Here is a 21,079-nt window from a genome sequence, read left to right as displayed (position 1 = left end):
CGGCGGTGGGGGTTCGCCATCATGGGCACGAATCATGGCGTACGCGGTTCCCCCACCGCCACATGTCTCAGGAGCTGGTGAGGAAGAAGAGCAGGTCCTGCCGGGTCACGACGCCGACGGGCTTGCCGTCCTCGTGCACCAGCAGCGCGTCGGAGGAGCCCAAATTGTGGGCCGCGTCCTGGGCGTGGGCGTTGGACCCGATCGAGGGCAGCGGCGGGGACATGTGCTCCTCGACCGGGTCGGTGAGCTTGGCCTTGCCGGTGAACAGCGCCTCCAGCAGGGTGCGCTCCGAGACGGAGCCGGCGACCTCGGCGGCCACGATCGGCGGCTCGGCTCGCACGACAGGCATCTGCGAGACGCCGTACTCCTGCAGGATGTGCACGGCCTCGGCGATGGTCTCGCCCGGGTGGGTGTGGACCAGGTCGGGCAGCCGGCCGGACTTGCCGCGCAGCACGTCGCCGACGGTCTGCTTGGCCTCCTCGCCGGTCTCGAAGCCGTACTGCGCCAGCCACTCGTCGTTGAAGACCTTGGTCAGGTAGCCGCGCCCGGAGTCGGGCAGGAGCACCACGATCACGGCGTTCTCGCCCTCCGGCGTGCCGGCCAGCTCGGCAGCCAGCTGCTTGGCGGCGTACGCGGCCATGCCGGCGCTGCCGCCGACGAGCATCTGCTCCTCGCGGGCCAGGCGGCGGGTGTAGGCGAAGGAGTCGGCGTCGGAGACCTCGATGATCCGGTCGGCGATGTCGCGGTCGTAGGTGTCGGGCCAGAAGTCCTCACCGACACCCTCGACGAGGTAGGGGCGCCCGGAGCCACCGGAATAGACGCTGCCGGCGGGGTCGGCGCCGATCACCTGGACGTCGGGGTTCTGCTCCTTGAGGTAGCGGCCGATGCCGGAGATGGTGCCGCCGGTGCCGACGCCGGCCACGAAGTGGGTGATCTTCCCCTCGGTCTGGCGCCAGATCTCCGGGCCGGTCTCCTCGTAGTGGGAGCGCGGGTTGTTGGGGTTGGCGTACTGGTTCGGCTTCCAGGCGCCCGGCTGCGAGGCGAGCCGGTCGCTGACGTTGTAGTAGGAGTCGGGGTGCTCGGGCGGGACGGCGGTCGGTGCCACGACGACCTCGGCGCCATAGGCCCGCAGCACGTTGCGCTTGTCCTCGCTGACCTTGTCGGGGCAGACGAAGACGCACTTGTAGCCCTTCTGCTGGGCCACCATCGCCAGGCCGACGCCGGTGTTGCCGGAGGTGGGCTCCACGATCGTGCCGCCGGGCTGCAGCTCGCCGGAGGCCTCGGCCGCCTCGATCATCCGGGTGGCGATGCGGTCCTTCACAGAACCGCCCGGGTTGAGGTATTCCACCTTGGCCAGGACCAGCGGTCCGGTGCCGGGCTCGGCAGCGCCGGCGCCGTCCAGTGCACGCCCCAGCCGCACGAGCGGAGTGTTGCCGATAAGGTCGAGAAGCGAGTCCACGTACTCCATGGCCACATGCTATGTCCGCTAGGTGAGATCCCTGATATCCCGATACTGAGTGCCCGGTAATGGGCCGAAGACTTTAGAGTGTTCCTCGTGGCGAAGAAGAGTCTGGCACGCAAGACCGCGTACGCCGGCGGGGGTGTTCTGGCCGCGACGGCCGCGTTCGCCGGGGTCCTCGTCGCGGAAGCCGCCCTCGCCGTCCGAGCGACCCATCAGGTCAAGATGCCGGTGGCACCGTCCCCGACCGGGTGGTACGGAGCACGTCATCCGGGACGTCCGATCAACATCGCCCTGCTCGGTGACTCCAGCGCCGCCGGTTACGGGATGAGCGAGGTCGAGGACACTCCCGGTGCCGTCCTGGCCTCCGGTGTCTCCGAGAAGGCCCACCGGCCCGTACGCCTCCACGACCTCTCCGAGATCGGCGCCAAGTCCTCCGACCTGCATCCGCAGGTCGAGAAGGCGATCGCCGCCGACGCCGACATCGCGGTCATCCTGGTCGGCTCCAACGACGTGATCCGGCGGGTGCGCCCGACGGTCGCGGTCAGCCACCTCGCCCAGGCCGTCACCCGGCTGCAGGAGGCGGGGGTGAGGGTGCTCGTCGGCACCGTCCCCGACCTCAGCACCGCCACCCCGATCCTGCCGCCGCTGCGCTCGATCATGCGCGCCTGGTCGATCCGCATCGCCGCCGGCCAGACCTTCCACGTCATCCGCGCCGGTGGCCACACGGTGTCGCTCGGTGACGTCCTCGGCCCCGCCTTCAAGGCCACCCCGGCGTTCTGGTTCGGCGCCGATCTCTTCCACCCCTCCGCGGCCGGCTACCACGCGCTCGGCGAGGTGCTGGTGCCGCCGACGCTCACCGTCCTCGGCCTCGTCGGCGACGAGAACGCCATCCTGGAGACCTACAACGGCAAGCAGGTCATGCCGCTGGCCGCCGCCTCGTTGCGCGCGGTCATCAAGCCAGGCACCGAGATCGACCCGGCCCCGCGCCCCCGCGGACGCGTCGGCCGCAACTGGGCCCGCGCCCGCTCCTTCGACAACGAGCAGCGCGAGCCCCGCCGCGGTGAACGCCCCGCCGAGACTCCCCCGCTCGTCGAGCAGCAGCGCGCCCGATAGACCCTCGCTGGTCGAGCCGCGAGCGCCAGCGAGCGTGTCGAGACCAACACAGTCACGTACGAACGAGCCGCCTGCTCCTTGCCGGAGCAGGCGGTTCGTTGATGTGTTGGTCTCGGCTCACCAGCGTCGCTCGACCTGATCGACCAACGCGGCCTTCACTCCTTGGTCGTGAAGGCCGCTGGTCGATCAGTCCTGCTGGAAGATCGCCAGGAGGCGGAGCAGGTTGGTGTAGATCCAGACGAGGCTGACGGTCAGACCGAAGACGGCTCGCCACGACTCACGCTCAGGGAGCTGGGCGGCGATGCCCTGCTCGATCTGGTCGAAGTCGAGGATCAGCATGAACACACCGAGGGCGAGGCCGATGATCGCGGTGACCATGCCCAGCGTGCCGAGGCCGAAGAGACCGAAGCTGGCACCGAACATGCCGAGCACGAGCTCCATCAGGCTCAGGCCCACCATGCCGAACATGGCTGCGATCACGAAGGTGCGGAACTTCGCCCCGACCTTGATGTTGAAGAACTTGTACGCGGCCAGGGTGCCGGCGAAGGCGGCGAAGGTGCCGATCACGGCCTGGACGACGATGCCACCGCCGATCATGGCGTCGAAGGTCTTGCTCAGCGCACCGAGAGCGATGCCCTCGGCGACGGCGAAAGCCAGGACCAGCGCCGGGCTGACCACCCGCTTGAACGAGTTGACCAGCGACAGGACGAAGGCAGCACCGGCGCCGAGGGTCGCAGCCGCGAAGAGCGGCGCGAGGTTGGCGGTGGCGGTGACGTCAGGGGTGAGCACCCACGTCGCGATGGCAGCCAGGAAGACCACGCCGAGCGTGATCGCACCCTTCTGCACGACGGAGTCGATGGTCATGGGGGCGCCCGTGGCGGGCGCCTGCGGACCGCCGGTCGACCACTGGCTCGGGTCCTGCCCGTAGCCGGGGTAGGCCGCGCCGTTGCCGGCGTAGGTCGCGTTGCCGTAGGCGTTCTGCGACGGCTGCCCGAAGCCCTCAGCCCGACGGAACACCGGGTTGTTGCTCTGCATCTAGGGGTCACTCCTCGAAAGCGACTGAAGGGGGTCCGCCACGGTGGCGGCTCCTGTTGCCAGCGTACTGGCCTGGTGTCTCGTACAACGTCCGGGATCGCCCTGAGGTTCCGGGAACGAGAAGAGTGCCCCGGGTGGGACTCGAACCCACATCTGGACGAGTTTAAGTCGTCATCCTCTGCCAGTTGGGACACCGGGGCGAACAGCCAGACCCTAGCGTCATAAGTACGTCTGGCGCTGGTGGAGCGCGTGCGCGCCGGCCACCCGGTCGATGAAGAGCAGACCGTTGGTGTGGTCGATCTCGTGCTGGAGACAGCGGGCCTCGAAGGCGTCGGTGACGATCTCGACGGTCTCGCCGGTGACCGGGAGCTGGCCACGTACCTTCAGCCGGGAGGCGCGCTTCACGTCGCCGGTCAGGTCGGGCACGGACATGCAGCCCTCGCGGGCCTTCTCGTTGCGGCTGGCCTCGACGACCTCCGCGTTGCACAGGACGTACGTGCCGTGGTGGGTCTTGGTCTTGACGTGGCCGGAGACGTCGACGCAGAAGATGCGGGCCGAGACACCGACCTGGTCGGCGGCGAGGCCGACGCAGCCGGGCGAGACGCGCATCGTCGCGATCAGGTCCGCGGCGAGCTGGACGGTCTCGGGGGCGGTCGGGTCGACGTCTTTGCCGGGCACGGAGAGGACCTGCGCCGGGGCGCGGACGACCTCGAGGACCGTGCCCTCGACACCCAGCTCGGCCTCGGTCCACTCCAGGACGCGTTGATTCAGAGTCACAGGTCGTCGGCCTCGATCGGCCGCAGGGTGGCGTCGACGCCGAGCTCCTGGGTGACCCGCTTGACGGACGACTCCAGCACCGCGACGTCGGCGTCGGCGGGGAGCTCGAGCTCGGCGACGAGGACGTAGAGGTCCCCGGAGAGGCGGGTGGTGAGGTCGGTGATGTTGCCGCCGACGGCGGCGATCTCGGCGGTCACCGTGGAGACGATGCCGGGGCGGTCGCCACCGTGGACCGAGAGCACGAAGGGCCGGCCGTCGCCGGCCTGGGTCTGCTCGTCGGGAAGGTCGTAGACGGTGACCGTCAGGGTGCCGTCGGCGGCGATCGGCGCGAGGTCGGCGCGGATGGCCTCCGTCGTGGCCTCGCCCGCGCAGAGCAGCGTCATCGCGAAGTGGCCTCGCAGCCGGGTCATCGTCGAGTCCTCGAGGTTGAGCCCGAGCCCGGCCAGACGGGCGGTGGTGTCGGCGATGATCCCCGGGCGGTCGTGTCCCAGGACGGTGATGGCGTGGATGGTCACGAAACCATTGTCACCCGCGGCCCGCCGATGGCGGACCGCGGGTGACTCAGGTGGACGTCAGACGAGCCGGCGGCTCAGCCGCGGAACCACTTGTCGTTCTGCTCCTCGGAGGAGTCGACCGGCTCCGGGGCGAACTCCGGCTTGCTCTCCGAGGTCGGCTTGACCACGGTGTCGCCCTCGCCGAGGTCGTCGAAGGAGGTCCGGTCGGCCTCGGGGGCCTGGTCGGTGTCGGTCACCTTGGGCGTCTCGGAGGTGTCGGTCAGCGGGTCGCGCTCGGTCGACGGGGCCGGGACCTCGGTGGCGTAGGGGTCCGACGGCGCAGCCGTGCCGGCCGTGCTCAGCGGACCCTCCGGGTCGGTCGGGCCGGTGGTCTCCACCGGGTCGACGGCCTCGATCGGGTCGGTGAGCGGGTCACCGGTGGCCTCGGGCTGCGGAGCGGAGTAGGCCGGCGGGTAGCCGCCGTACTCGCTGGTCGAGGAGCCCGAGGTCGACGCGGGAGCCGACTGCGTGCTCGAGGTCGAGCCGGAGTCCTCGCGGTGCAGCTTCTCGGAGGCGGCGCCGGCCGCCGTGGCGACCTTCTCGCGGGCCTGGTCGGCGTAGGGGCCGGCCTTCTCCTTGACGGTGGCCGCGTAGGGCCCCGCCTTCTCCTTCACGGTTGCAGCGTACGGAGCAGCCTTCTCCTTGATGGGCGCCGCCTTCTCCGAGGCGGTCGCGAGGGCCGACTGGACGCGCGGGTCGTGGGTGACCTTGTTCGCGCCGGCCTTCAGCTGCTCAGACTTGTTCTTGACCAGCACGCCGACACCAGCGGCAGCGATGGCAAGCAGGATGAGCTTTTTCACTTCATGACCTTCCGAGAGACAGCATTTGGTTCTGTTTGATGGGTTACGCCGGTGAACCCAAACTTAGGCACCAAACACAAGATCAAGTCCCCCGACATGCTTAGTCTCTAACGGACCAGGCGATTCCGTCGAGGATGTCGGCCTCGGACACGAGAAGAGTCTCGACCCGCGAACGCCGCAGGATGCGACCGAGGATCAGACCGCCCGCCGCGATCACGTCCGCACGCCCCGGATGCATCCACGGGAGCGCCAGCCGCTCCTCGACGCTCATCGCCAGCAGACGCTCGACGATGCGGTCGATGTCGCTCGGCGAGAGCTCGGCATGGTCGGTCGCCGTGCGGTCATACGCGGCCAGCTCGAGCAGGCCCATGGTCAGCTGGATCACGGTGCCGCCGACGGCGACCACGGTGCTGGCCGCGACCGGGTCGACGGGGCAGGCGTCGAGGTGGGCGTCGATGTCGCGTACGCAGGCCTCGACCTCCTCCCGCGTGGGCGGGTCGGAGCGCAAGTGGCGCTCGTGGAGGCGTACGGCGCCGATGTCCATCGAGTCGCTGCTGGTCGGGGTGGGGCCCTCACCGAGGATGAGCTCGGTCGAACCGCCGCCGATGTCGATCACCAGCACCGGCGGCTGCGGGCTGCCGCGCAGGTTGCGGGCCGCACCGCCGAAGGAGAGCGCCGCCTCCTCGGCGCCGGTGACGACCTCGGGGTCGACCCCGAGACGAGCGCGTACGCCGTCGGTGAAGGTCGCCGCGTTGGCGGCGTCGCGCGTGGCCGAGGTGGCCACGAAGCGGACCCGTTCGACACCGTGGTCGCGGATCAGCGCGGCGTACTCGTCGATGGCTCCGAAGGCGCGCTCGAGCGCCTCGTCCGCGAGCACGCCGGTGCGGTCGACACCCTGGCCGAGGCGGACCATGCGGGCCTCGCGTACGTCCTCGGTGAGGCCGTCGGCGGTGACGGTGGCGATCAGGAGCTTGATCGTGTTGGTGCCGCAGTCGATCGCAGCGACCTTCACGTCGCCGCCTCCCTCGCGCGAGCGCCAGGACACGGACGCGGCGACGTGTTGATCCGATGGTTCGCTCGCCGGCGCTCGCTCACTGCTCCTCATCCTCCAGCTCCAGGTCGACGCACGGGCCGGACTTCCACCACTCACCGAGGCGCTCGAGCACCTCGTCGCCGAGCGGGTTGACGCCCGGGCCCTGGGCGAGGGCCTGGCCGGCGAGGACGTGCAGGCACTTGACCCGGTTCGGCATGCCACCTGCGGAGATGCCGTGGATCTCCGGCGGGTCGCCGAGCTCGTAGCGAGCCTCGAGGTAGGCCTCGTGGGCCTTGGCGTAGGCGGCGGCGAGCTCCTCGTCGGTGGCCAGCCGCGCCTCCATCTCCTTCATCACGTGGGTGCCCTCGAGGGTGCCGATCTTGGAGGCGGCGCGCGGGCAGGTGAGGTAGAAGGTCGTCGGGAACGGGGTGCCGTTGGGCAGCCGCGGCTCGGTGGTCACCACGTCGGGCAGCGAGCACGGGCAGCGGTGTCCGACCTCGTGGATCCCCCGTGGCTCGCGTCCCAGCTGGGCGGTGATCGCGGACACGTCCTTGGGATCGATGGCCATGTATCAGTCTTTCTGTTGCTTGGGCGGGCGGATCTCCGACTCCGGCCCGTCTCCTGTCTGCTCCGGTGGGTCACCGGCCAGCAGCACGGAACCCCACGCATCGTCCCACCACGCCTTCGGCTTCTCCGCACTGCCCACCTTGCGGGGGTCGGTGAGCTCGGGCTCGGTCTGGATCCGCTCGCCGTTCTCGTCGAGCGCGACGTACGCCGTCTCCCCCGGCATCACGAACCCGAACCGCTCCCGCGCCTGCTGCTGGACGTAGGCGGGGTCCTCCCAGCGCCGGGTCTGCTCCTCGAGCTGCTTGATGTGGTCCTTGCGCTGGGCGATCTCGGTCTGCAGGGCGTTGATGTCGTGGCGCTGCTGCAGGTAGGCGCGCAGCGAGGACGCGTAGGAGATCACCAGCACGGCGGCCACCACGATCATCATCATCGCCCGGCCGGTCAGCTTCGGCCGGCGCAGCCGCTTGCGCAGCGCGTCGATGCCGCCGATCCCGCCGATCCCGCCGACCGCTGCCGGTCGGGGCGGGACGGGCCCGCGCGGGCGTCGCCCCGGACCCTGTGGCCCACGGGGTCGCGAAGTGCGCTTGCTCTGACCTGGTCCCTGCTTCGCCACGGGGCTCATCCTCCCACCCCGCCCCAGCGACTCGGCGCATCTGCCTCACCCGGGAACGCCGAGTCGGCGCATCTGCCCCGCCAGGAGACGCCGAGTCGGCGCAAACGCCTCGCCGAGAGGTGCCCGATCGGCCCGAATAAGGTAAAACTCGGACCCAGGCTCTCCGCGAGGCACGGACGGGTGCGCCCCAGCGGCGGCACTCTCACGCAGTGCTCCGCTTCTCGGGGATCCGGGAAAAGTCCCGTAGATCGAACAAGGAAATCATCATGAAGATCAATGCCCGACGTCTGGCTGGCGCCATCGTGGTTCCCGCCGTCTGCGCCCTCGCGCTGAGCGCGTGCGGCGGTGCGGAGCGGCCGACCGCGGACGAGCTGTCCGAGTCGATCAAGAACGGCAAGGCCGGCGAGGTGTTCAACCTCCCGAGCAGCGTGCCGGACGAGGCCGTGGACTGCATCGCCAAGGGTCTGGTCGACTCCGACGTCTCCGACGAGGCGCTGTCCAACCTCATGGAGGGCAAGGACACCACCAGCGAGAAGGCGGACGAGAAGGTCCTCGACGAGATGTCCGACGACATCCAGAAGTGCGTCACCGACGCCCTGCAGCAGTAGGTCTGCTCGAACGCACAGCGGCCCCGGTCCTCGGACCGGGGCCGCTGTGTGTCGGGATCAGCCGCGGTAGCGCGGGAACGCGGAGGCGCCGGCGTAACGGGCGGCCTCGCCGAGCTCGTCCTCGATGCGGAGGAGCTGGTTGTACTTCGCGACGCGCTCGGAGCGGGCCGGGGCACCGGTCTTGATCTGGCCGGAGCCGACGGCGACGGCGAGGTCGGCGATGGTGGTGTCCTCGGTCTCGCCGGAGCGGTGGGACATCATCGTCTTGAAGCCGGCACGGTGGGCCATGTCGACGGCGTCGAGGGTCTCGGTGAGCGTGCCGATCTGGTTGACCTTGACGAGCAGCGCGTTGCCCTGGCCGCCCTCGATGCCGCGGGCGAGACGCTCGACGTTGGTGACGAACAGGTCGTCGCCGACGAGCTGGGTCTTGTCGCCGATGGCGTCGGTGATGGCCTTCCAGCCGTCCCAGTCCTCCTCGTCGAGGGGGTCCTCGATGGAGACGATCGGGTAGGCCGCGACGAGCTCCTCGTAGTAGGCGGCCATCTCCTCTGCGGACTTCTTGGCGCCCTCGAAGAGGTACGCACCGTCCTCGTAGAACTCCGAGGCGGCGACGTCGAGCGCGAGCACGACGTCCTTGCCGAGCTCGTAGCCGGCCTTGCCGATCGCCTCGGCGATCAGGTCGAGAGCCGCGCGGTTGGACTCGAGGTTGGGCGCGAAGCCACCCTCGTCGCCGAGGCCGGTGGTCAGGCCCTTCTCCTTCAGCACGGCCTTGAGGGCGTGGTAGACCTCGGCGCCGGTGCGCAGCGCCTCGGCGAAGGTCGGCGCACCGATCGGCGCGATCATGAACTCCTGGATGTCCACGTTGGAGTCCGCGTGGGAGCCGCCGTTGAGGATGTTGAGCATCGGCACCGGGAGCACGTGGGCGTTGGGGCCGCCGACGTAGCGGAACAGCGAGAGGCCGGCCGAGTCGGCGGCGGCCTTCGCGACCGCGAGCGAGACGCCGAGGATCGCGTTGGCGCCGGACTTGGCCTTGTTGGGCGTCGCGTCTGCCTCGATCATCGCCTGGTCGATCGCGCGCTGGTCGTCGGCGTCGAAGCCCTCGATCGCCGGGGCGAGGGTCTCCACCACGGCGGTGACGGCGTTCTGGACGCCCTTGCCGCCGTAGCGCTCGCCGCCGTCGCGGAGCTCGACGGCCTCGAAGGCTCCGGTCGAGGCGCCGCTGGGCACCTGGGCCCGGGCGAAGGTGCCGTCGTCGAGGACGACCTCAACTTCCACAGTCGGGTTGCCTCGCGAATCGAGGATCTCGCGGGCGCCTACGGCGTCGATCGATGCCACTGAACTACTCCTGGGTCAGGGACGGGGTGTCGCCGGTCAGCCTATTACTCGCCCGGAGAGGCTTGGCGATTGGAACGTTAACCGGACAGTAGGTCCAGCCAGCAGGTCCCGTCAGCCCTCGGCCGGGTCGCTCGCCGGGAGGTGGGTGCCGGCCCATTCGGTGAGCGCACTGAGGGCCGGGGCGAGCCCCTCGCCGGAGCCGGTGAGGGCGTAGCGGACCGCCACCGGCGGTCCCGGGTCCACCTCACGGGCGATCAGGTCGAGCCCGGCGAGCTCGCTGAGCCGCTCGGAGAGCATCGAGTCGCTGATGCCGGCCACGGCCCGCTTGAGCTCGGCGAAGCCGAGCGGTCCCTGGGTCAGGCTGCCGAGGATGACGCCGTTCCAGCGCTTGCCGAGGAAGTCGAACGCCCGCACCAGCGCGACGTTGCAGACCTGCGGATCGTGGGTGGGCTTCGTCGCAGGCATGCTCCCAGCGTACAGGTGAGGGCATGGAGAACGAGGAACTACTTTTTTCGAAGTTACCGGAATATCCGTAGTAACCCGTGAGTTCAGAGCGACATGACCGATACCACTCTTGAGCCCATCACCCTCCAGAAGCTGGACCCGCGCGGTCGCGAGATCGTCTTCACCGGCGCGCGTACGTCCAACACCTTCGCCGACACCCCCGTCACCGACGAGGAGCTCGCCGACATCTGGGAGCTCACCCGATGGACCCCGACGATGGCCAACACCCAGCCGCTGCGCGTCGTGTTCGTACGCACCGACGACGGCAAGGAGCGGCTGCTGCCGCACATCGCGGAGGGCAACGTCGAGAAGACCGCGGCCGCTCCGGCGACCGCGATCGTCGCCTACGACAACAACTGGCACGAGGAGATCCCCAACGTCTTTCCGATCCGCCCGGAGATGAAGGACTACTTCGAGGCCGACGAGACCGCGCGCCACGGCGCCGGCGGCTGGTCCGCCGGGCTGCAGGCCGGCGCCTTCATCCTCGCCGTGCGCGCGGCCGGCCTGGCCGCCGGTCCGATCGCGGGCTACGACACCGCCGGCGTCGACAAGGAGTTCTTCCCCGAGGGCGACTGGACCACCAAGATGATCGTCAACATCGGTCACCCCGGCGAGAACCCCTGGTTCGACCGGCTCCCCCGGGTCGAGGCCGACACCGCCGTGAAGTGGGCCTGACCGGCTGAGGCCCCTCCGACGAGGCGCCCGCTCGCTGCGATGGCGAGCGGGCGCCGTCGTCTCCGTAGGTGAGTGGCGTCCGTCACCGCGAAACTGGCTCAACCAATACAGTTAGCCAAGCTAAACTTCGCAACGATGCCCACGCCCCACAGTCCCCGCCTCACCTTCGCGATCGTCGCCATCGGTGTCTGCTCCTACTCGCTCCTGCAGTCGGTCTCCGTGCCGACCATGCCGCTGATCCAGGCCGAGCTGGAGACCAGCCAGGCCACCGCGTCCTGGATCCTCACCGCGTTCCTGCTCTCGGCCTCGGTCGCGACGCCGATCATCGGCCGGATGGGAGACTCCTTCGGCAAGCGCCGGATGTACGTCTGGAGCCTGGCCGCGCTCACCGCCGGTGCCCTCCTCGCCGCCGCGGCGCCGAGCATCGAGGTCATGATCGGCGCGCGGGTGCTGCAGGGGCTCGGTGGCGGCACCCTGCCGCTCGCCTTCGCGATCCTGCGCGACGAGCTGCCCAAGGAACGCGTCGCCGGAGCGATCGCGCTGACCTCGTCGCTGCTCTCGATGGGCTTCGCGGCCGGGATCGTGCTCGCCGGCCCGGTGGCCGACACCCTCGGCTTCCGCGCGCTGTTCCTGCTGCCCGCCCTGGTCGCCGCCGGAGCCGCGATCGGCGCACTCAAGCTGGTGCCGGAGTCGCCGGTGGTCACCCGCGAGGCGATCCCGCTCCTCCCCGCCGTACTCCTCGCCGGGTGGCTGGTCGCGCTGCTCCTCGGCGTCAGCCGGGCCCCGGCGTGGGGCTGGACGTCCCCCGCGACCATCGGTCTCCTCGGCACTGCTGCCGTGCTCGTGGCCGCCTGGATCAGGGTCGAGTGGACCGTACGCCAGCCGCTCGTCGACCTGCGGCTGATGGGTCGTCGCGGCGTATGGACGGCCAACCTGGTCGCGCTGCTGATCGGCATCGCGATGTACGCCTCCTTCGGCTTCATCCCCCAGCTGACCCAGACGCCGTCGTCGGCCGGCTACGGCTTCGGCGCGTCGGTCACCGTCGCCGGCTACATGATGCTGCCGACGGCGATCACCTCGTTCCTGTGCGGCCTGATCAGCGCCCGGCTCGCCGACCTCATCGGGATGCGCCGCATCCTGGTCATCGGCGGCCTGCTCACCGCGGTCTCGCTCGCCATGGTCGCCTTCGTCCACGACGAGCCCTGGCAGATGTGCGTCGCCGCGGGCCTGTCCGGCTTCGGCACCGGCCTGGTCTTCGCCAACCTCGCCAACGCGGTCGTGGCCGCGGTGCCGCCGGAGCACACCGGCGTCGCGACCGGAATGAACGCCAACATCCGCACCGTCGGCGGCACCATCGGGTCCGCGGTGATGACCTCGGTGGTCACCGCCGAGACCCTGCCGTCGGGCTACCCGGCCGAGCAGGGCTACATCAACGGCTTCGGCTTCCTCACCGTCGTCGCCCTGGGGGCTGCCCTCGCGGCCATGCTCATCCCGCTGGCCCCGCGAAAGGTCACCCCCGCCGGCCGAGAGGTCACGTACGCGAACTGAGGCGTCGCTCCCGTCGGCCGAGGTGGCGGGGAGGTGCCGTTTCGGTCGGCGTAAGTGCCGTCTCGGTCGACGTACGTGCCGTCTCGACCGACGGAAGTGCCTATTCGGCGGGGTCGGAGCGCTCGGCGGCCTTGGCGGCCGACCAGAGCTCCTCGACCTCCTCGAGGGTGTAGCGGCGGCCTGACTCGGCCTCGGGGCCGAAGACGTGCGGGTTGCGGCGCTTCATCTTGGCGGTGAGGCCGGCGATGACGTCGTCCATGGTGAACTCGCCGGCCTCCTCCGCGATCGCGGCGTGGAAGTAGACCTGGAGCAGCAGGTCGCCGAGCTCCTCCTCGAGGTGCTTCGGGTCGCCCTCCTCGATCGCCTCGAGCACCTCGTCGGACTCCTCGCGCAGGTATTTCGCCAGCGAGGTGTGCGTCTGCGAGGACTTCCACACGCATCGTTCACGCATCAGCCGCATCAGGTCGAGGAACTCGACGAGCCCCTCCCCCGATGCGTACGTCCGGTCGCTCAATCCAGCGCTCCGTAGGCGCTCAGGCACTGGCGCAGCAGCGCGCCGCGGCCGCCCTCCATGTCGCCGACGACGGCGTCGGAGACGGCCTCGGCCGGCGTCATCCAGGAGAGCTCGAGGGCGTCCTGGCGCGGTTCGCACTCGCCGGTCACGGGGATGACGTAGACCAGCGACACCGCGTGCTGGCGCGGGTCCTGGTAGCGCTCGCCGGGCCACGGGAAGTATTCGGCCACGGTCACCGGCACCGTGGTCAGCGGGAGGGTCGGGAACGCGACGGGACCGAGATCCTTCTCCAGGTTGCGCATCAGGGCGTCGCGGATCCGTTCCCCGTGGAGGACGCGCCCCGAGACCAAGGAGCGGGTGATCGAGCCGGTCGTGGGCGAGCCGCGCAGCAGCAGCCCGACCTCGCTGACCCGGCCGTCGGGGTCCACCCGCACCGGCACCGCCTCCACGTAGAGGATGGGCACCCGCCCGCGGGTCTCACCCAGCTCCTCCTCGGACAGCCATCCGGGCTCGGTGTCCCACTCGTTGCCGAAGGGCTCCTCAGGGAAGGACTGCTCGCCGAAAGCCTCCATCGTCATGCGTCGATCCTGCCAGACACTGGCGTACGTCACGGAGCGACGGCGCCGCAGAGTGGACTCTCAGCTCGTCAGCCGCGTCACCGCGGCCTCGTAGAGCGTCTGCGCAGCCTCGGCGGCAGCATCGGCGGCGGCGATCGTCACCGGCTTGCCGAGGTAGTTGTTGGCGTTGCGGTCCAGGCGCATCACGTCGTAGTGGGCGGCGGCGTCGCGGGGCGGCGGGGTGTCGAAGACCGCGGCGAGGAAGCGCCCGACCTTCACGTGGCCGCCGGAGCCGTAGCTCGTCTTGTAGCCGTAGCCGGCGAGCATCGCCTCGCCGACATCGTGGGCGGCCTTGTAGGCGAGGTTGTAGCGGTTCTCGGTGCGGGTGACGTTGGGTACGTCGGCGAGCGCCGACTCCGCGCCGGAGAGGAAGGCACGGGCCTTCTTCTCGTCGGGCCTCACCCGGCGCAGCACGCCGGAGCGTACGAGCGCGTCAACGGTCTTCTGCTGGGCCGGCGTCAGCGGCTGGGGCACCTGCTCCTCCTCGGATCTCGATCACCGGGGCCGCCCGGACCTCCTCGAGGAAGCCGGTCTGCTCCGCGGCCTCCTCCGGGCTCATGATCGTCGGGTTGACGATGCGGCCGACGCTCTCGGAGACCTCGCGGCAGACCCGGTAGACGGCGCGTACGTCGGGGCTGCCGATCACCATCAGGTCGATGTCGTTGGGCGGCGGGCCGGGCTCCCCCTTCGCGCGGGCGGCGAAGGAGCCGAAGAGGAAGGCGCGCTCGATGCCGTCGATGTCGTCGAGCGCCTCCTGGAGCAGCACCACCGGCCCGGTCACGGTCAGCAGGATCTCCCGAGTCGGCGCGAGCAGGGGGCTGTCGGCGTTGCCGCTGATCAGCCGGGTCCGGCCGACGCGGCGGTCGACGAGCAGCCCCGCGTCGAGCAGCCGGGCGACCTCGCGGTGGACCGTCGGGTAGGGCAGCCCGGCCCGCTCGGCCAGGTCAGTCATGCTCATCTCCTCGCCCGGGAGCAGCAGCTCCGAGAGCAGCAGCGCCTGCGCCTCCGACCGGAACAGAGGCGCGAGCACCGGAGCCTGACTTCTCACAAAATGGATAATAACCTCCATTTTGTGGATATGACTAGGTCAGCGGGTCGATGATCGCGTCGATGACGACCCTGGCCCAGTCGAGCAGGTCGGGGCCGTCGAGGGGCTTGGCGGGGAAGCCGGAGGAGACCGGGCGGGGCACCATGATGGTCTCCAGCTGCGGCTTGACCAGCGACTTCGGGTACATCCGGTTGAGGCGTACGACCCGGGAGTCGGGCAGCGTGACCGGGTGGAAGCGTACGTTCTTGCCGGCCAGGGTGACCTCGGAGACGCCGGCCTGGCGGGCACGGGCGCGGAAGCGGGCGACCTGGAGGAGCGAGGAGACCTCCGCGGGCGGCTTGCCGTAGCGGTCGAGGAGCTCGGCGGCGACCGACTCGACGTCCTCGTCGGAGCGGACCTCGGCCAGGCGCTTGTAGATCTCCAGCCGCAACCGCTCCGAAGGGATGTAGTCGTGGGGCAGGTGGGCGTCGACGGGGAGCTCGATGCGTACCTCGTTGAACTCCTCGGCGGCACCGTCCGGGCCGGCCTTGAACTCGGCGACGGCCTCGCCCACCAGGCGGACGTAGAGGTCGAAGCCGACGTCTGCGATGTGGCCGGACTGCTCGCCACCGAGCAGGTTGCCGGCGCCGCGGATCTCGAGGTCCTTCATCGCGATCGCCATGCCGCCGCCGAGGTCGGAGTGCTGCGCCAGGGTGGCGAGGCGCTCGTGGGCGGTCTCGGTGAGCGGCTTCTCGCCGGGGTAGAGGAAGTAGGCGTAGGCGCGCTCACGGGAACGGCCGACGCGGCCGCGGAGCTGGTGGAGCTGGCTCAGACCGAGGGTGTCGGCGCGCTCGATGATCATCGTGTTGGCGTTGGAGACGTCCAGGCCCGACTCGACCAGGGTGGTGCAGACGAGCACGTCGAACTCCTTCTCCCAGAAGTCGACCATGACCTGCTCGAGCTGCTTCTCGTTCATCTGGCCGTGGGCGACCGCGACCCGCGCCTCGGGCACGAGCTCACGGATGCGCGCGGCCGCCTTCTCGATCGAGTTGACCCGGTTGTGGATGTAGAAGACCTGACCCTCGCGGAGCAGCTCACGGCGCACCGCGGCGACGATCTGGCGGTCCTCATAGGCCCCGACGTACGTCAGGACCGGGTGTCGCTCCTCGGGCGGCGTGGTGATCGTGGACATCTCCCGGATGCCGGTGATCGACATCTCCAGGGTGCGCGGGATCGGGGTCGCGGACATGGAGAGGAAGTCGACGCTCGTGCGGAGGCGTTTCATCGCCTCCTTGTGCTCGACGCCGAAGCGCTGCTCCTCGTCGACGATGATCATGCCGAGGTCCTTGAACCGGATGTCCTTGTTGAACAGGCGGTGGGTGCCGACCACGATGTCGACGGTGCCGTCGGCGAGGCCGGCCATGACCTCGGCGGCCTCCTTGTCGGTCTGGAAGCGGGAGAGGCCCTTGAGGTTGACCGGGAAGCCCGACATCCGCTCCATGAAGGTCGACATGTGCTGGCTGACCAGCAGCGTCGTCGGCACCAGCACGGCGACCTGCTTGCCGTCCTGGACCGCCTTGAACGCTGCGCGCACCGCGATCTCGGTCTTGCCGTAGCCGACGTCACCGCAGATCAGCCGGTCCATCGGGATCGGCCGCATCATGTCCTGCTTGACCTCGTCGATGACGGCGAGCTGGTCGGCGGTCTCCTGGAACGGGAAGGCGTCCTCGAGCTCGCGCTGCCAGGGGTTGTCGGGACCGAACTGGAACCCCTTGGTCGCCTGCCGGGCGGCGTAGAGCTTGATCAGCTCGGCGGCGATCTCGCGGACCGCCTTGCGGGCCCGGGCCTTGCGTTTTTGCCAGTCGGCGCCGCCGAGGCGGTCCATGCTCGGCTGCTCGCCGCCGACGTAGCGGGTGACCTGGTCGAGGGCGTCGGCGGGGACGTAGAGGCGGTCGGGCGGGCCGCCCCGCTTGGAGGCGCCGTACTCCAGCACGAGGTATTCGCGGGTCGCGCCCTGCACCTCGCGCTGCTTCATCTCGATGAACCGGCCGACGCCGTGCTGCTCGTGGACGACGTAGTCGCCGGGCTTGAGCTCGAGCGGGTCGATCTGCTTCTTGCGGCGCGCGGGCATCTTGACCATGTCGCGCGTGGACGACTTCTGGCCGGAGATGTCCTCACCGGTGAGCACGACCAGCCGGCTGGCCTCGTCGATGAAGCCGTGGTTGAGGCAGGCCTGGACGACGGTGACGGTCTTGTGGACCGGCTTGGCGGTCTCCTCGTCCTCGGCCAGTCGAGCGGGGATCTCGCGCTCCCCGAGCGCCTCGACCGAGCGCTTCGCGGTGCCGTGGGCGGGCTGGACGACCACGACTCGGTAGCTGTCGTCGCGCCAGCGCTCGACGTCGTCCAGCGCAGCGGCGGTGTCGCCGCGGTAGGCCTTGGGCGCCTGCCAGTCGATCTTGCGGGCCGGTACGCCGACGACGTCCGCGTCAGCGAGGCCGGCCTCTTCGTCGTCGATGCCGAACGGGCTGACCGACCACCACGGCTTGCCCTGGGAGATGGCGTGGGCGCGTACGTCGGCGAGGTCCTTGTAGGAGGCCGCGGAGAGGTCGATCGGCGCGACGCCACCGCTGGCCGCGGCCGCCCAGGAGGCGCCGAGGAACTCGTCCGCGGTCGCCACCAGGTCGTGGGCTCTGCTGCGGATCCGCTCCGGGTCGAGGAGCAGCACGTGGCTGTCGTCGGGGATCAGGTCGAGCAGCAGCTCCATGTCGTCGACGAGGGCGGGCGCGAGCGACTCCATGCCCTCGACCGCGATCCCGGCGGCGATCTTGTCGGTGAGCTCGACGAGGGTGGGGTGGTCCTCGCCGAGCTTCTTGGCCCGGGCCCTGACCTCCGGGGTCAGCAGGAGCTCGCGGCACGGCGGCGCCCAGAGCCGGTCGGTCTCGCCGCCGTGCTCGGCCGGGATGGCGCGCTGGTCGGCGACCGCGAAGTGGCGGATCGAGTCGACCTCGTCGCCCCAGAACTCGACCCGGACCGGGTGCTCCTCGGTCGGCGGGAAGACGTCGACGATGCCACCGCGGACGGCGAACTCACCGCGCTTCTCGACCAGGTCGACCCGGGCGTACGCGGCGTCTGCGAGCTTCTGGACGACGTCGTCGAGGCTCGCTTCCTGGTCCTTGATCAGCTCGACGGGCTCGAGGTCGCCGAGTCCTTTGACCTGCGGCTGGAGCAGGCTGCGTACCGGGGCGACGACGACCTTCAGCGGGCCGTGGCTGCCGTCCGCGTCGGGGTGGCGCAGGCGGCGAAGGACGGCGAGCCGACGCCCGACCGTGTCGCTGCGCGGGGAGAGCCGCTCGTGGGGCAGCGTCTCCCAGCTCGGGTAGTAGGCGACCGAGTCGGGCGGGAGCAGATCCCTCAGGTCGCTGACCAGGTCCTCGGCCTCGCGCGAGGTCGCGGTGACCGCGAGGACGGTGCGCTCATTGCGGACGAGGCCGGTGACGACGAACGGGCGCAGCGCCTCCGGGCCGGTGACGTCGAGCGCCAGCATCCGGCCGCCCTCGGCCTCCGCCATCACCTCGCTCAGGGCGGCATCGCGCAGGACGAGATCGGCGAGCGGGGCGAGGATCACGGGGACTCCAGGAGACGGGACATGCATGAGAGCCCCCGGCCAGGAAGAGGAGGGGGTGCACCCCCAGTCTAGAAGACGGGGTGAACCAGGCGGTCGAGCCTGTCGAGACCCCCATCGAACCGGTGGTCGAGCCTGTCGAGACCCCTTGATCCCAAAACAATTGACTTCGAGCGCGCACGAAGCCCGAGCGTGGGCCGCATGAGATACACGACCATCGGATCAGGCGCCGGCTCCCGGCGCGTCAGCAAGATCGCGCTCGGCGCGATGAGGTTCGGGACGGAGACCGACGCCGAGACGTCGTACGCCATCCTCGACCGTTTCGTCGAGGCCGGCGGCACCTTCCTCGACACCTCCAACAACTACGCCTACTGGGCCAGCGGCACCCAGGGCGGCGAGAGCGAGACGCTGCTCGGGCGGTGGCGCCGTGACCGCGGGATCGGCGAGGAGATCGTCGTCGCCACCAAGGTCGGCGCGCGGCCCACGGACACCGTCGCTTCGACGCCGAACGGGTGGGCCGCCCAGCGCCGTCGTCGCTGGGAGGGGCTCGCGCCGGCGAACGTACGCGAGCAGGCCGACCGCTCCCGCGAGCGGCTCGGCGTCGAGCGGCTCGACCTCTACTACGCGCACGTGCCGGACGTGAGCGGCGTGCCGCTCGAGGAGTACGCGGCGGGCTTCGCCGAGCTCGTGAAGGACGGTGTCATCGGCCAGTTCGGGCTGAGCAACCACTGGTCCTGGCAGGTCGAGCGGGCGCGGGCGGCCAACCCGGAGGCGGCCCGGCCGAGCGTGCTGCAGTATCACCACACCTACCTGCGGATGCGCACCGACATTCCCGACCCACGGCTCTCGGTGGACGGGGAGATCGGCGTGGCCGACGCGTCACTGCTCGCCTATCTGCGCGCGACGCCGGGACTGACGCTGGTCGCCTACACGCCGCTGCTCAGCGGGGCGTACACGAATCCTGCGAAGCCGCTCGATCCCGCCTACGACCACCCCGGGACCACCGCTCGGCTCGCGGTGCTCGACGAGGTCGCCGCGGAGACCGGCGCGACCCGCAACCAGGTGGTGCTCGCCTGGATGCTCGGCGACTCGCTCCCGGTGATCCCGCTGATCGGGGCGTCGTCGGTCGCCCAGCTCGACGAGTCGCTGGCGGCGCTGGACCTCGAGCTCAGCCAGTCGCAGCGGGAGCGTCTCGACGCTGCTGGGCGATGAGCTCGGCATCGGGGTCGGTCTCGCCGACCGCGGCCGCGTAGTAGGCGACCTTGAACTCGATCGCGTCGAGATGGGCGGCCGTCTCCTCGAGCTGCGCGCGCACCCGGTCACGGTGGGCGCGCAGCAGATCGAGGCGCGCTCCCTCGTTGCCGCCGCCGGAGCGGACCATCTCTGCGTAGCGCCGGATCTCCCGGATCGGCATCCCGGTCGCGCGCAGCCGGGTGATCAGCGTGATCCAGCCGAGGTCGCGCTCGGTGTAGGCGCGGTGGCCGGCGCCGTTGCGGCCGACCTCGAGCATCAGCCCGTCGCGCTCGTAGTAGCGCAGCGTGTGGGCGGTCAGGCCGGTGCGCTCGGCGACCTCGGCGATGGTGAGACCGGTGCTGTGTGCCTGCTGGGTCATGGATCAAGTGTCCGGGTTGGAGTGCACTCGAAGTCAAGCGATTCTGCTCCCGGCCGCCACGGCCGTGGGGACCCGCGGCGCCACGCTGGGTCGGGGAGAGTTGAATGGGAAGGTGAGAATCGGGAAATACGCCGCCGTGACGGCGGCCCTCGCGCTTCTGCTCGCCGCTTGTGGGGAAGGGTCCGACCCTGATCCCGGTGGCGCGTCTGCCGGCGACTCCCTCTCGGTCTCTCCCTCGGCATCCGCCTCGGCGTCGGCATCTGCGACGGCGGAGCCGTCGCCCAGCGATGTACCGTCCTCATCGGCGGCCGCCCGGCGCGGCAGCGTACCGCCCCCATGGCTCGGCACCCGGGTGCTCGAGGAGGACGGCCAGGGTTACGGCATCGCGACGCCGACGCCGAAGGAGCTGCGCCACCGGGCGTGGACGCTGCCCGACATGATCCCGACGCTGCCCGGCGAGGGGTTCGCCGCCGAGGTCGACGTCGCACCCGACGAGGTCATCGAGCGCTCGACCTGGGAGCCCGGCTGCCCGGTCTCGCGGCAGGAGCTCGCCTGGGTGCGGATGACCTTCTGGGGCTTCGACGACAAGCGCCACACCGGCGAGATGCTGATCAACGCCCGCGTCGCCGAGGACGTGGTCGGAGTCTTCCGGAAGCTGTACGAGGCGAGGTTCCCGATCGAGCAGATGGACATCGCCACCAAGGAGTCGCAGGACGCCCCGCCGACCGGCGACGGCAACGGCACCGGCGCCTTCGTCTGCCGAGCCACGGTCGGCCAGACCACGTTCTCCCAGCACGCTTACGGCCTAGCCGTCGACATCAACACCTTCCAGAACCCCTACCTCAAGGGCGACCGCGTCATCCCCGAGCTCGCCGGCTGGTATCTCGACCGCTCCCGCCAGGCCCCCGGCATGATCCACGCCGGCGACGTCGTCGTCCAGGCCTTCGCCGACATCGGCTGGAGCTGGGGCGGCGACTGGAACTCGCTGAAGGACTACCAGCACTTCAGCGAGAACGGCACATAGAGCGCCGAGTCGGCGCATCTGCCTCAAATTCAGACGCCG

General features: G+C 70.2%; 22 protein-coding genes and 1 tRNA gene. 6 read left to right on the top strand and 17 right to left on the bottom strand.

Going from position 1 to position 21,079, the window contains the following annotated elements; genetic code table 11:
* Positions 1–67: 67 nt before the first annotated feature.
* A complete protein-coding gene (locus IEY81_RS20955) occupies positions 68–1,468 on the bottom strand; it encodes a cystathionine beta-synthase (protein WP_189120438.1) in 1,401 nt (466 codons plus the stop codon).
* Positions 1,469–1,555: 87 nt separating this feature from the next.
* On the opposite strand from IEY81_RS20955, the gene IEY81_RS20950 reads away from it, so the two are divergent.
* Complete coding sequence (locus IEY81_RS20950; RefSeq protein ID WP_229788049.1) at positions 1,556–2,575, top strand: SGNH/GDSL hydrolase family protein; 1,020 nt, start codon at positions 1,556–1,558, stop codon at positions 2,573–2,575.
* A gap of 186 nt (positions 2,576–2,761) precedes the next feature.
* On the opposite strand, the gene IEY81_RS20945 is transcribed toward IEY81_RS20950, so the two are convergent.
* From IEY81_RS20945 to IEY81_RS20910, 8 genes are all read right to left on the bottom strand, one after another.
* A complete protein-coding gene (locus tag IEY81_RS20945) occupies positions 2,762–3,610 on the bottom strand; it encodes a Bax inhibitor-1/YccA family protein (RefSeq protein WP_189120436.1) in 849 nt (282 codons plus the stop codon).
* Between the two features lie 126 nt (positions 3,611–3,736).
* Positions 3,737–3,810 (bottom strand) — tRNA-Leu (locus tag IEY81_RS20940).
* A 19-nt stretch (positions 3,811–3,829) separates the two neighbouring features.
* On the bottom strand, positions 3,830–4,387 hold the full coding sequence (gene def, locus IEY81_RS20935; RefSeq protein WP_189120435.1) for a peptide deformylase: 558 nt from the start codon (positions 4,385–4,387) through the stop codon (positions 3,830–3,832).
* Complete coding sequence (locus IEY81_RS20930) at positions 4,384–4,902, bottom strand: glycine cleavage system transcriptional repressor (protein ID WP_189120434.1); 519 nt, start codon at positions 4,900–4,902, stop codon at positions 4,384–4,386. The genes def and IEY81_RS20930 overlap by 4 nt, the downstream gene beginning before the upstream one ends.
* 74 nt (positions 4,903–4,976) lie before the next feature.
* On the bottom strand, positions 4,977–5,741 hold the full coding sequence (locus IEY81_RS20925; RefSeq protein WP_189120433.1) for a superantigen-like protein SSL4: 765 nt from the start codon (positions 5,739–5,741) through the stop codon (positions 4,977–4,979).
* A 100-nt stretch (positions 5,742–5,841) separates the two neighbouring features.
* Entirely contained in the window at positions 5,842–6,753 is a 912-nt protein-coding gene (locus IEY81_RS20920; protein ID WP_229788048.1) for a Ppx/GppA phosphatase family protein, read from the bottom strand.
* A gap of 79 nt (positions 6,754–6,832) precedes the next feature.
* Positions 6,833–7,342, bottom strand: coding sequence for a DUF501 domain-containing protein (locus IEY81_RS20915; RefSeq protein ID WP_189120431.1), 510 nt, complete (start codon positions 7,340–7,342; stop codon positions 6,833–6,835).
* Positions 7,343–7,345: 3 nt separating this feature from the next.
* Positions 7,346–7,954: an FtsB family cell division protein gene (locus IEY81_RS20910; RefSeq protein WP_229788047.1), complete on the bottom strand. Its 609-nt coding sequence runs from the start codon at positions 7,952–7,954 to the stop codon at positions 7,346–7,348.
* Between the two features lie 266 nt (positions 7,955–8,220).
* Here IEY81_RS20910 and IEY81_RS20905 point away from each other — a divergent pair, with 266 nt between their 5' ends.
* Positions 8,221–8,562: a hypothetical protein gene (locus tag IEY81_RS20905; protein ID WP_189120430.1), complete on the top strand. Its 342-nt coding sequence runs from the start codon at positions 8,221–8,223 to the stop codon at positions 8,560–8,562.
* A gap of 57 nt (positions 8,563–8,619) precedes the next feature.
* Here IEY81_RS20905 and eno read toward each other — a convergent pair whose 3' ends face one another.
* Complete coding sequence (gene eno, locus IEY81_RS20900) at positions 8,620–9,897, bottom strand: phosphopyruvate hydratase (RefSeq protein ID WP_189120429.1); 1,278 nt, start codon at positions 9,895–9,897, stop codon at positions 8,620–8,622.
* Positions 9,898–10,008: 111 nt separating this feature from the next.
* A complete protein-coding gene (locus tag IEY81_RS20895) occupies positions 10,009–10,362 on the bottom strand; it encodes a winged helix-turn-helix transcriptional regulator (protein WP_189120428.1) in 354 nt (117 codons plus the stop codon).
* A gap of 93 nt (positions 10,363–10,455) precedes the next feature.
* Between IEY81_RS20895 and IEY81_RS20890 the strand changes: the two genes are divergently transcribed.
* Both IEY81_RS20890 and IEY81_RS20885 read left to right on the top strand, forming a co-directional pair.
* Positions 10,456–11,076 carry a malonic semialdehyde reductase gene (locus IEY81_RS20890; protein ID WP_189120427.1) on the top strand — a complete coding sequence of 207 codons (621 nt, stop codon included), beginning with the start codon at positions 10,456–10,458 and terminating at the stop codon, positions 11,074–11,076.
* Between the two features lie 135 nt (positions 11,077–11,211).
* Positions 11,212–12,624, top strand: a complete 1,413-nt coding sequence (locus IEY81_RS20885; protein ID WP_189120426.1) for an MFS transporter — start codon at positions 11,212–11,214, stop codon at positions 12,622–12,624.
* Positions 12,625–12,724: 100 nt separating this feature from the next.
* Here IEY81_RS20885 and IEY81_RS20880 read toward each other — a convergent pair whose 3' ends face one another.
* From IEY81_RS20880 to mfd, 5 genes are read right to left on the bottom strand one after another with little or no spacing between them, the layout of a single operon-like run.
* Positions 12,725–13,138: a MazG nucleotide pyrophosphohydrolase domain-containing protein gene (locus IEY81_RS20880; RefSeq protein ID WP_229788046.1), complete on the bottom strand. Its 414-nt coding sequence runs from the start codon at positions 13,136–13,138 to the stop codon at positions 12,725–12,727.
* The gene (locus IEY81_RS20875; RefSeq protein WP_189120425.1) at positions 13,135–13,716 is read right to left on the bottom strand and encodes an NUDIX hydrolase family protein; all 582 of its coding nucleotides are present in this window, start codon (positions 13,714–13,716) and stop codon (positions 13,135–13,137) included. The genes IEY81_RS20880 and IEY81_RS20875 overlap by 4 nt, the downstream gene beginning before the upstream one ends.
* Before the next feature lie 60 nt (positions 13,717–13,776).
* Complete coding sequence (locus IEY81_RS20870; protein WP_189120424.1) at positions 13,777–14,229, bottom strand: hypothetical protein; 453 nt, start codon at positions 14,227–14,229, stop codon at positions 13,777–13,779.
* Positions 14,189–14,803: a MarR family transcriptional regulator gene (locus IEY81_RS20865; RefSeq protein WP_229788045.1), complete on the bottom strand. Its 615-nt coding sequence runs from the start codon at positions 14,801–14,803 to the stop codon at positions 14,189–14,191. Before IEY81_RS20865 ends, IEY81_RS20870 begins: the two co-directional genes overlap by 41 nt.
* 34 nt (positions 14,804–14,837) lie before the next feature.
* A complete protein-coding gene (mfd, locus tag IEY81_RS20860; protein WP_229788044.1) occupies positions 14,838–18,434 on the bottom strand; it encodes a transcription-repair coupling factor in 3,597 nt (1,198 codons plus the stop codon).
* A 171-nt stretch (positions 18,435–18,605) separates the two neighbouring features.
* Between mfd and IEY81_RS20855 the strand changes: the two genes are divergently transcribed.
* Positions 18,606–19,616, top strand: a complete 1,011-nt coding sequence (locus IEY81_RS20855; protein WP_189120421.1) for an aldo/keto reductase — start codon at positions 18,606–18,608, stop codon at positions 19,614–19,616.
* On the opposite strand, the gene IEY81_RS20850 is transcribed toward IEY81_RS20855, so the two are convergent.
* Positions 19,573–20,016 carry a MerR family transcriptional regulator gene (locus IEY81_RS20850; RefSeq protein ID WP_189120420.1) on the bottom strand — a complete coding sequence of 148 codons (444 nt, stop codon included), beginning with the start codon at positions 20,014–20,016 and terminating at the stop codon, positions 19,573–19,575. The two genes, IEY81_RS20855 and IEY81_RS20850, sit on opposite strands and share 44 nt — an antisense overlap.
* Before the next feature lie 352 nt (positions 20,017–20,368).
* On the opposite strand from IEY81_RS20850, the gene IEY81_RS20845 reads away from it, so the two are divergent.
* Positions 20,369–21,040: a M15 family metallopeptidase gene (locus IEY81_RS20845; RefSeq protein ID WP_229788043.1), complete on the top strand. Its 672-nt coding sequence runs from the start codon at positions 20,369–20,371 to the stop codon at positions 21,038–21,040.
* Positions 21,041–21,079 lie beyond the last annotated feature (39 nt).

This window comes from Nocardioides luteus, assembly GCF_014648595.1.
GTDB lineage: Bacteria > Actinomycetota > Actinomycetes > Propionibacteriales > Nocardioidaceae > Nocardioides > Nocardioides luteus.
This window is presented reverse-complemented; position numbering and strand designations above follow the sequence as displayed.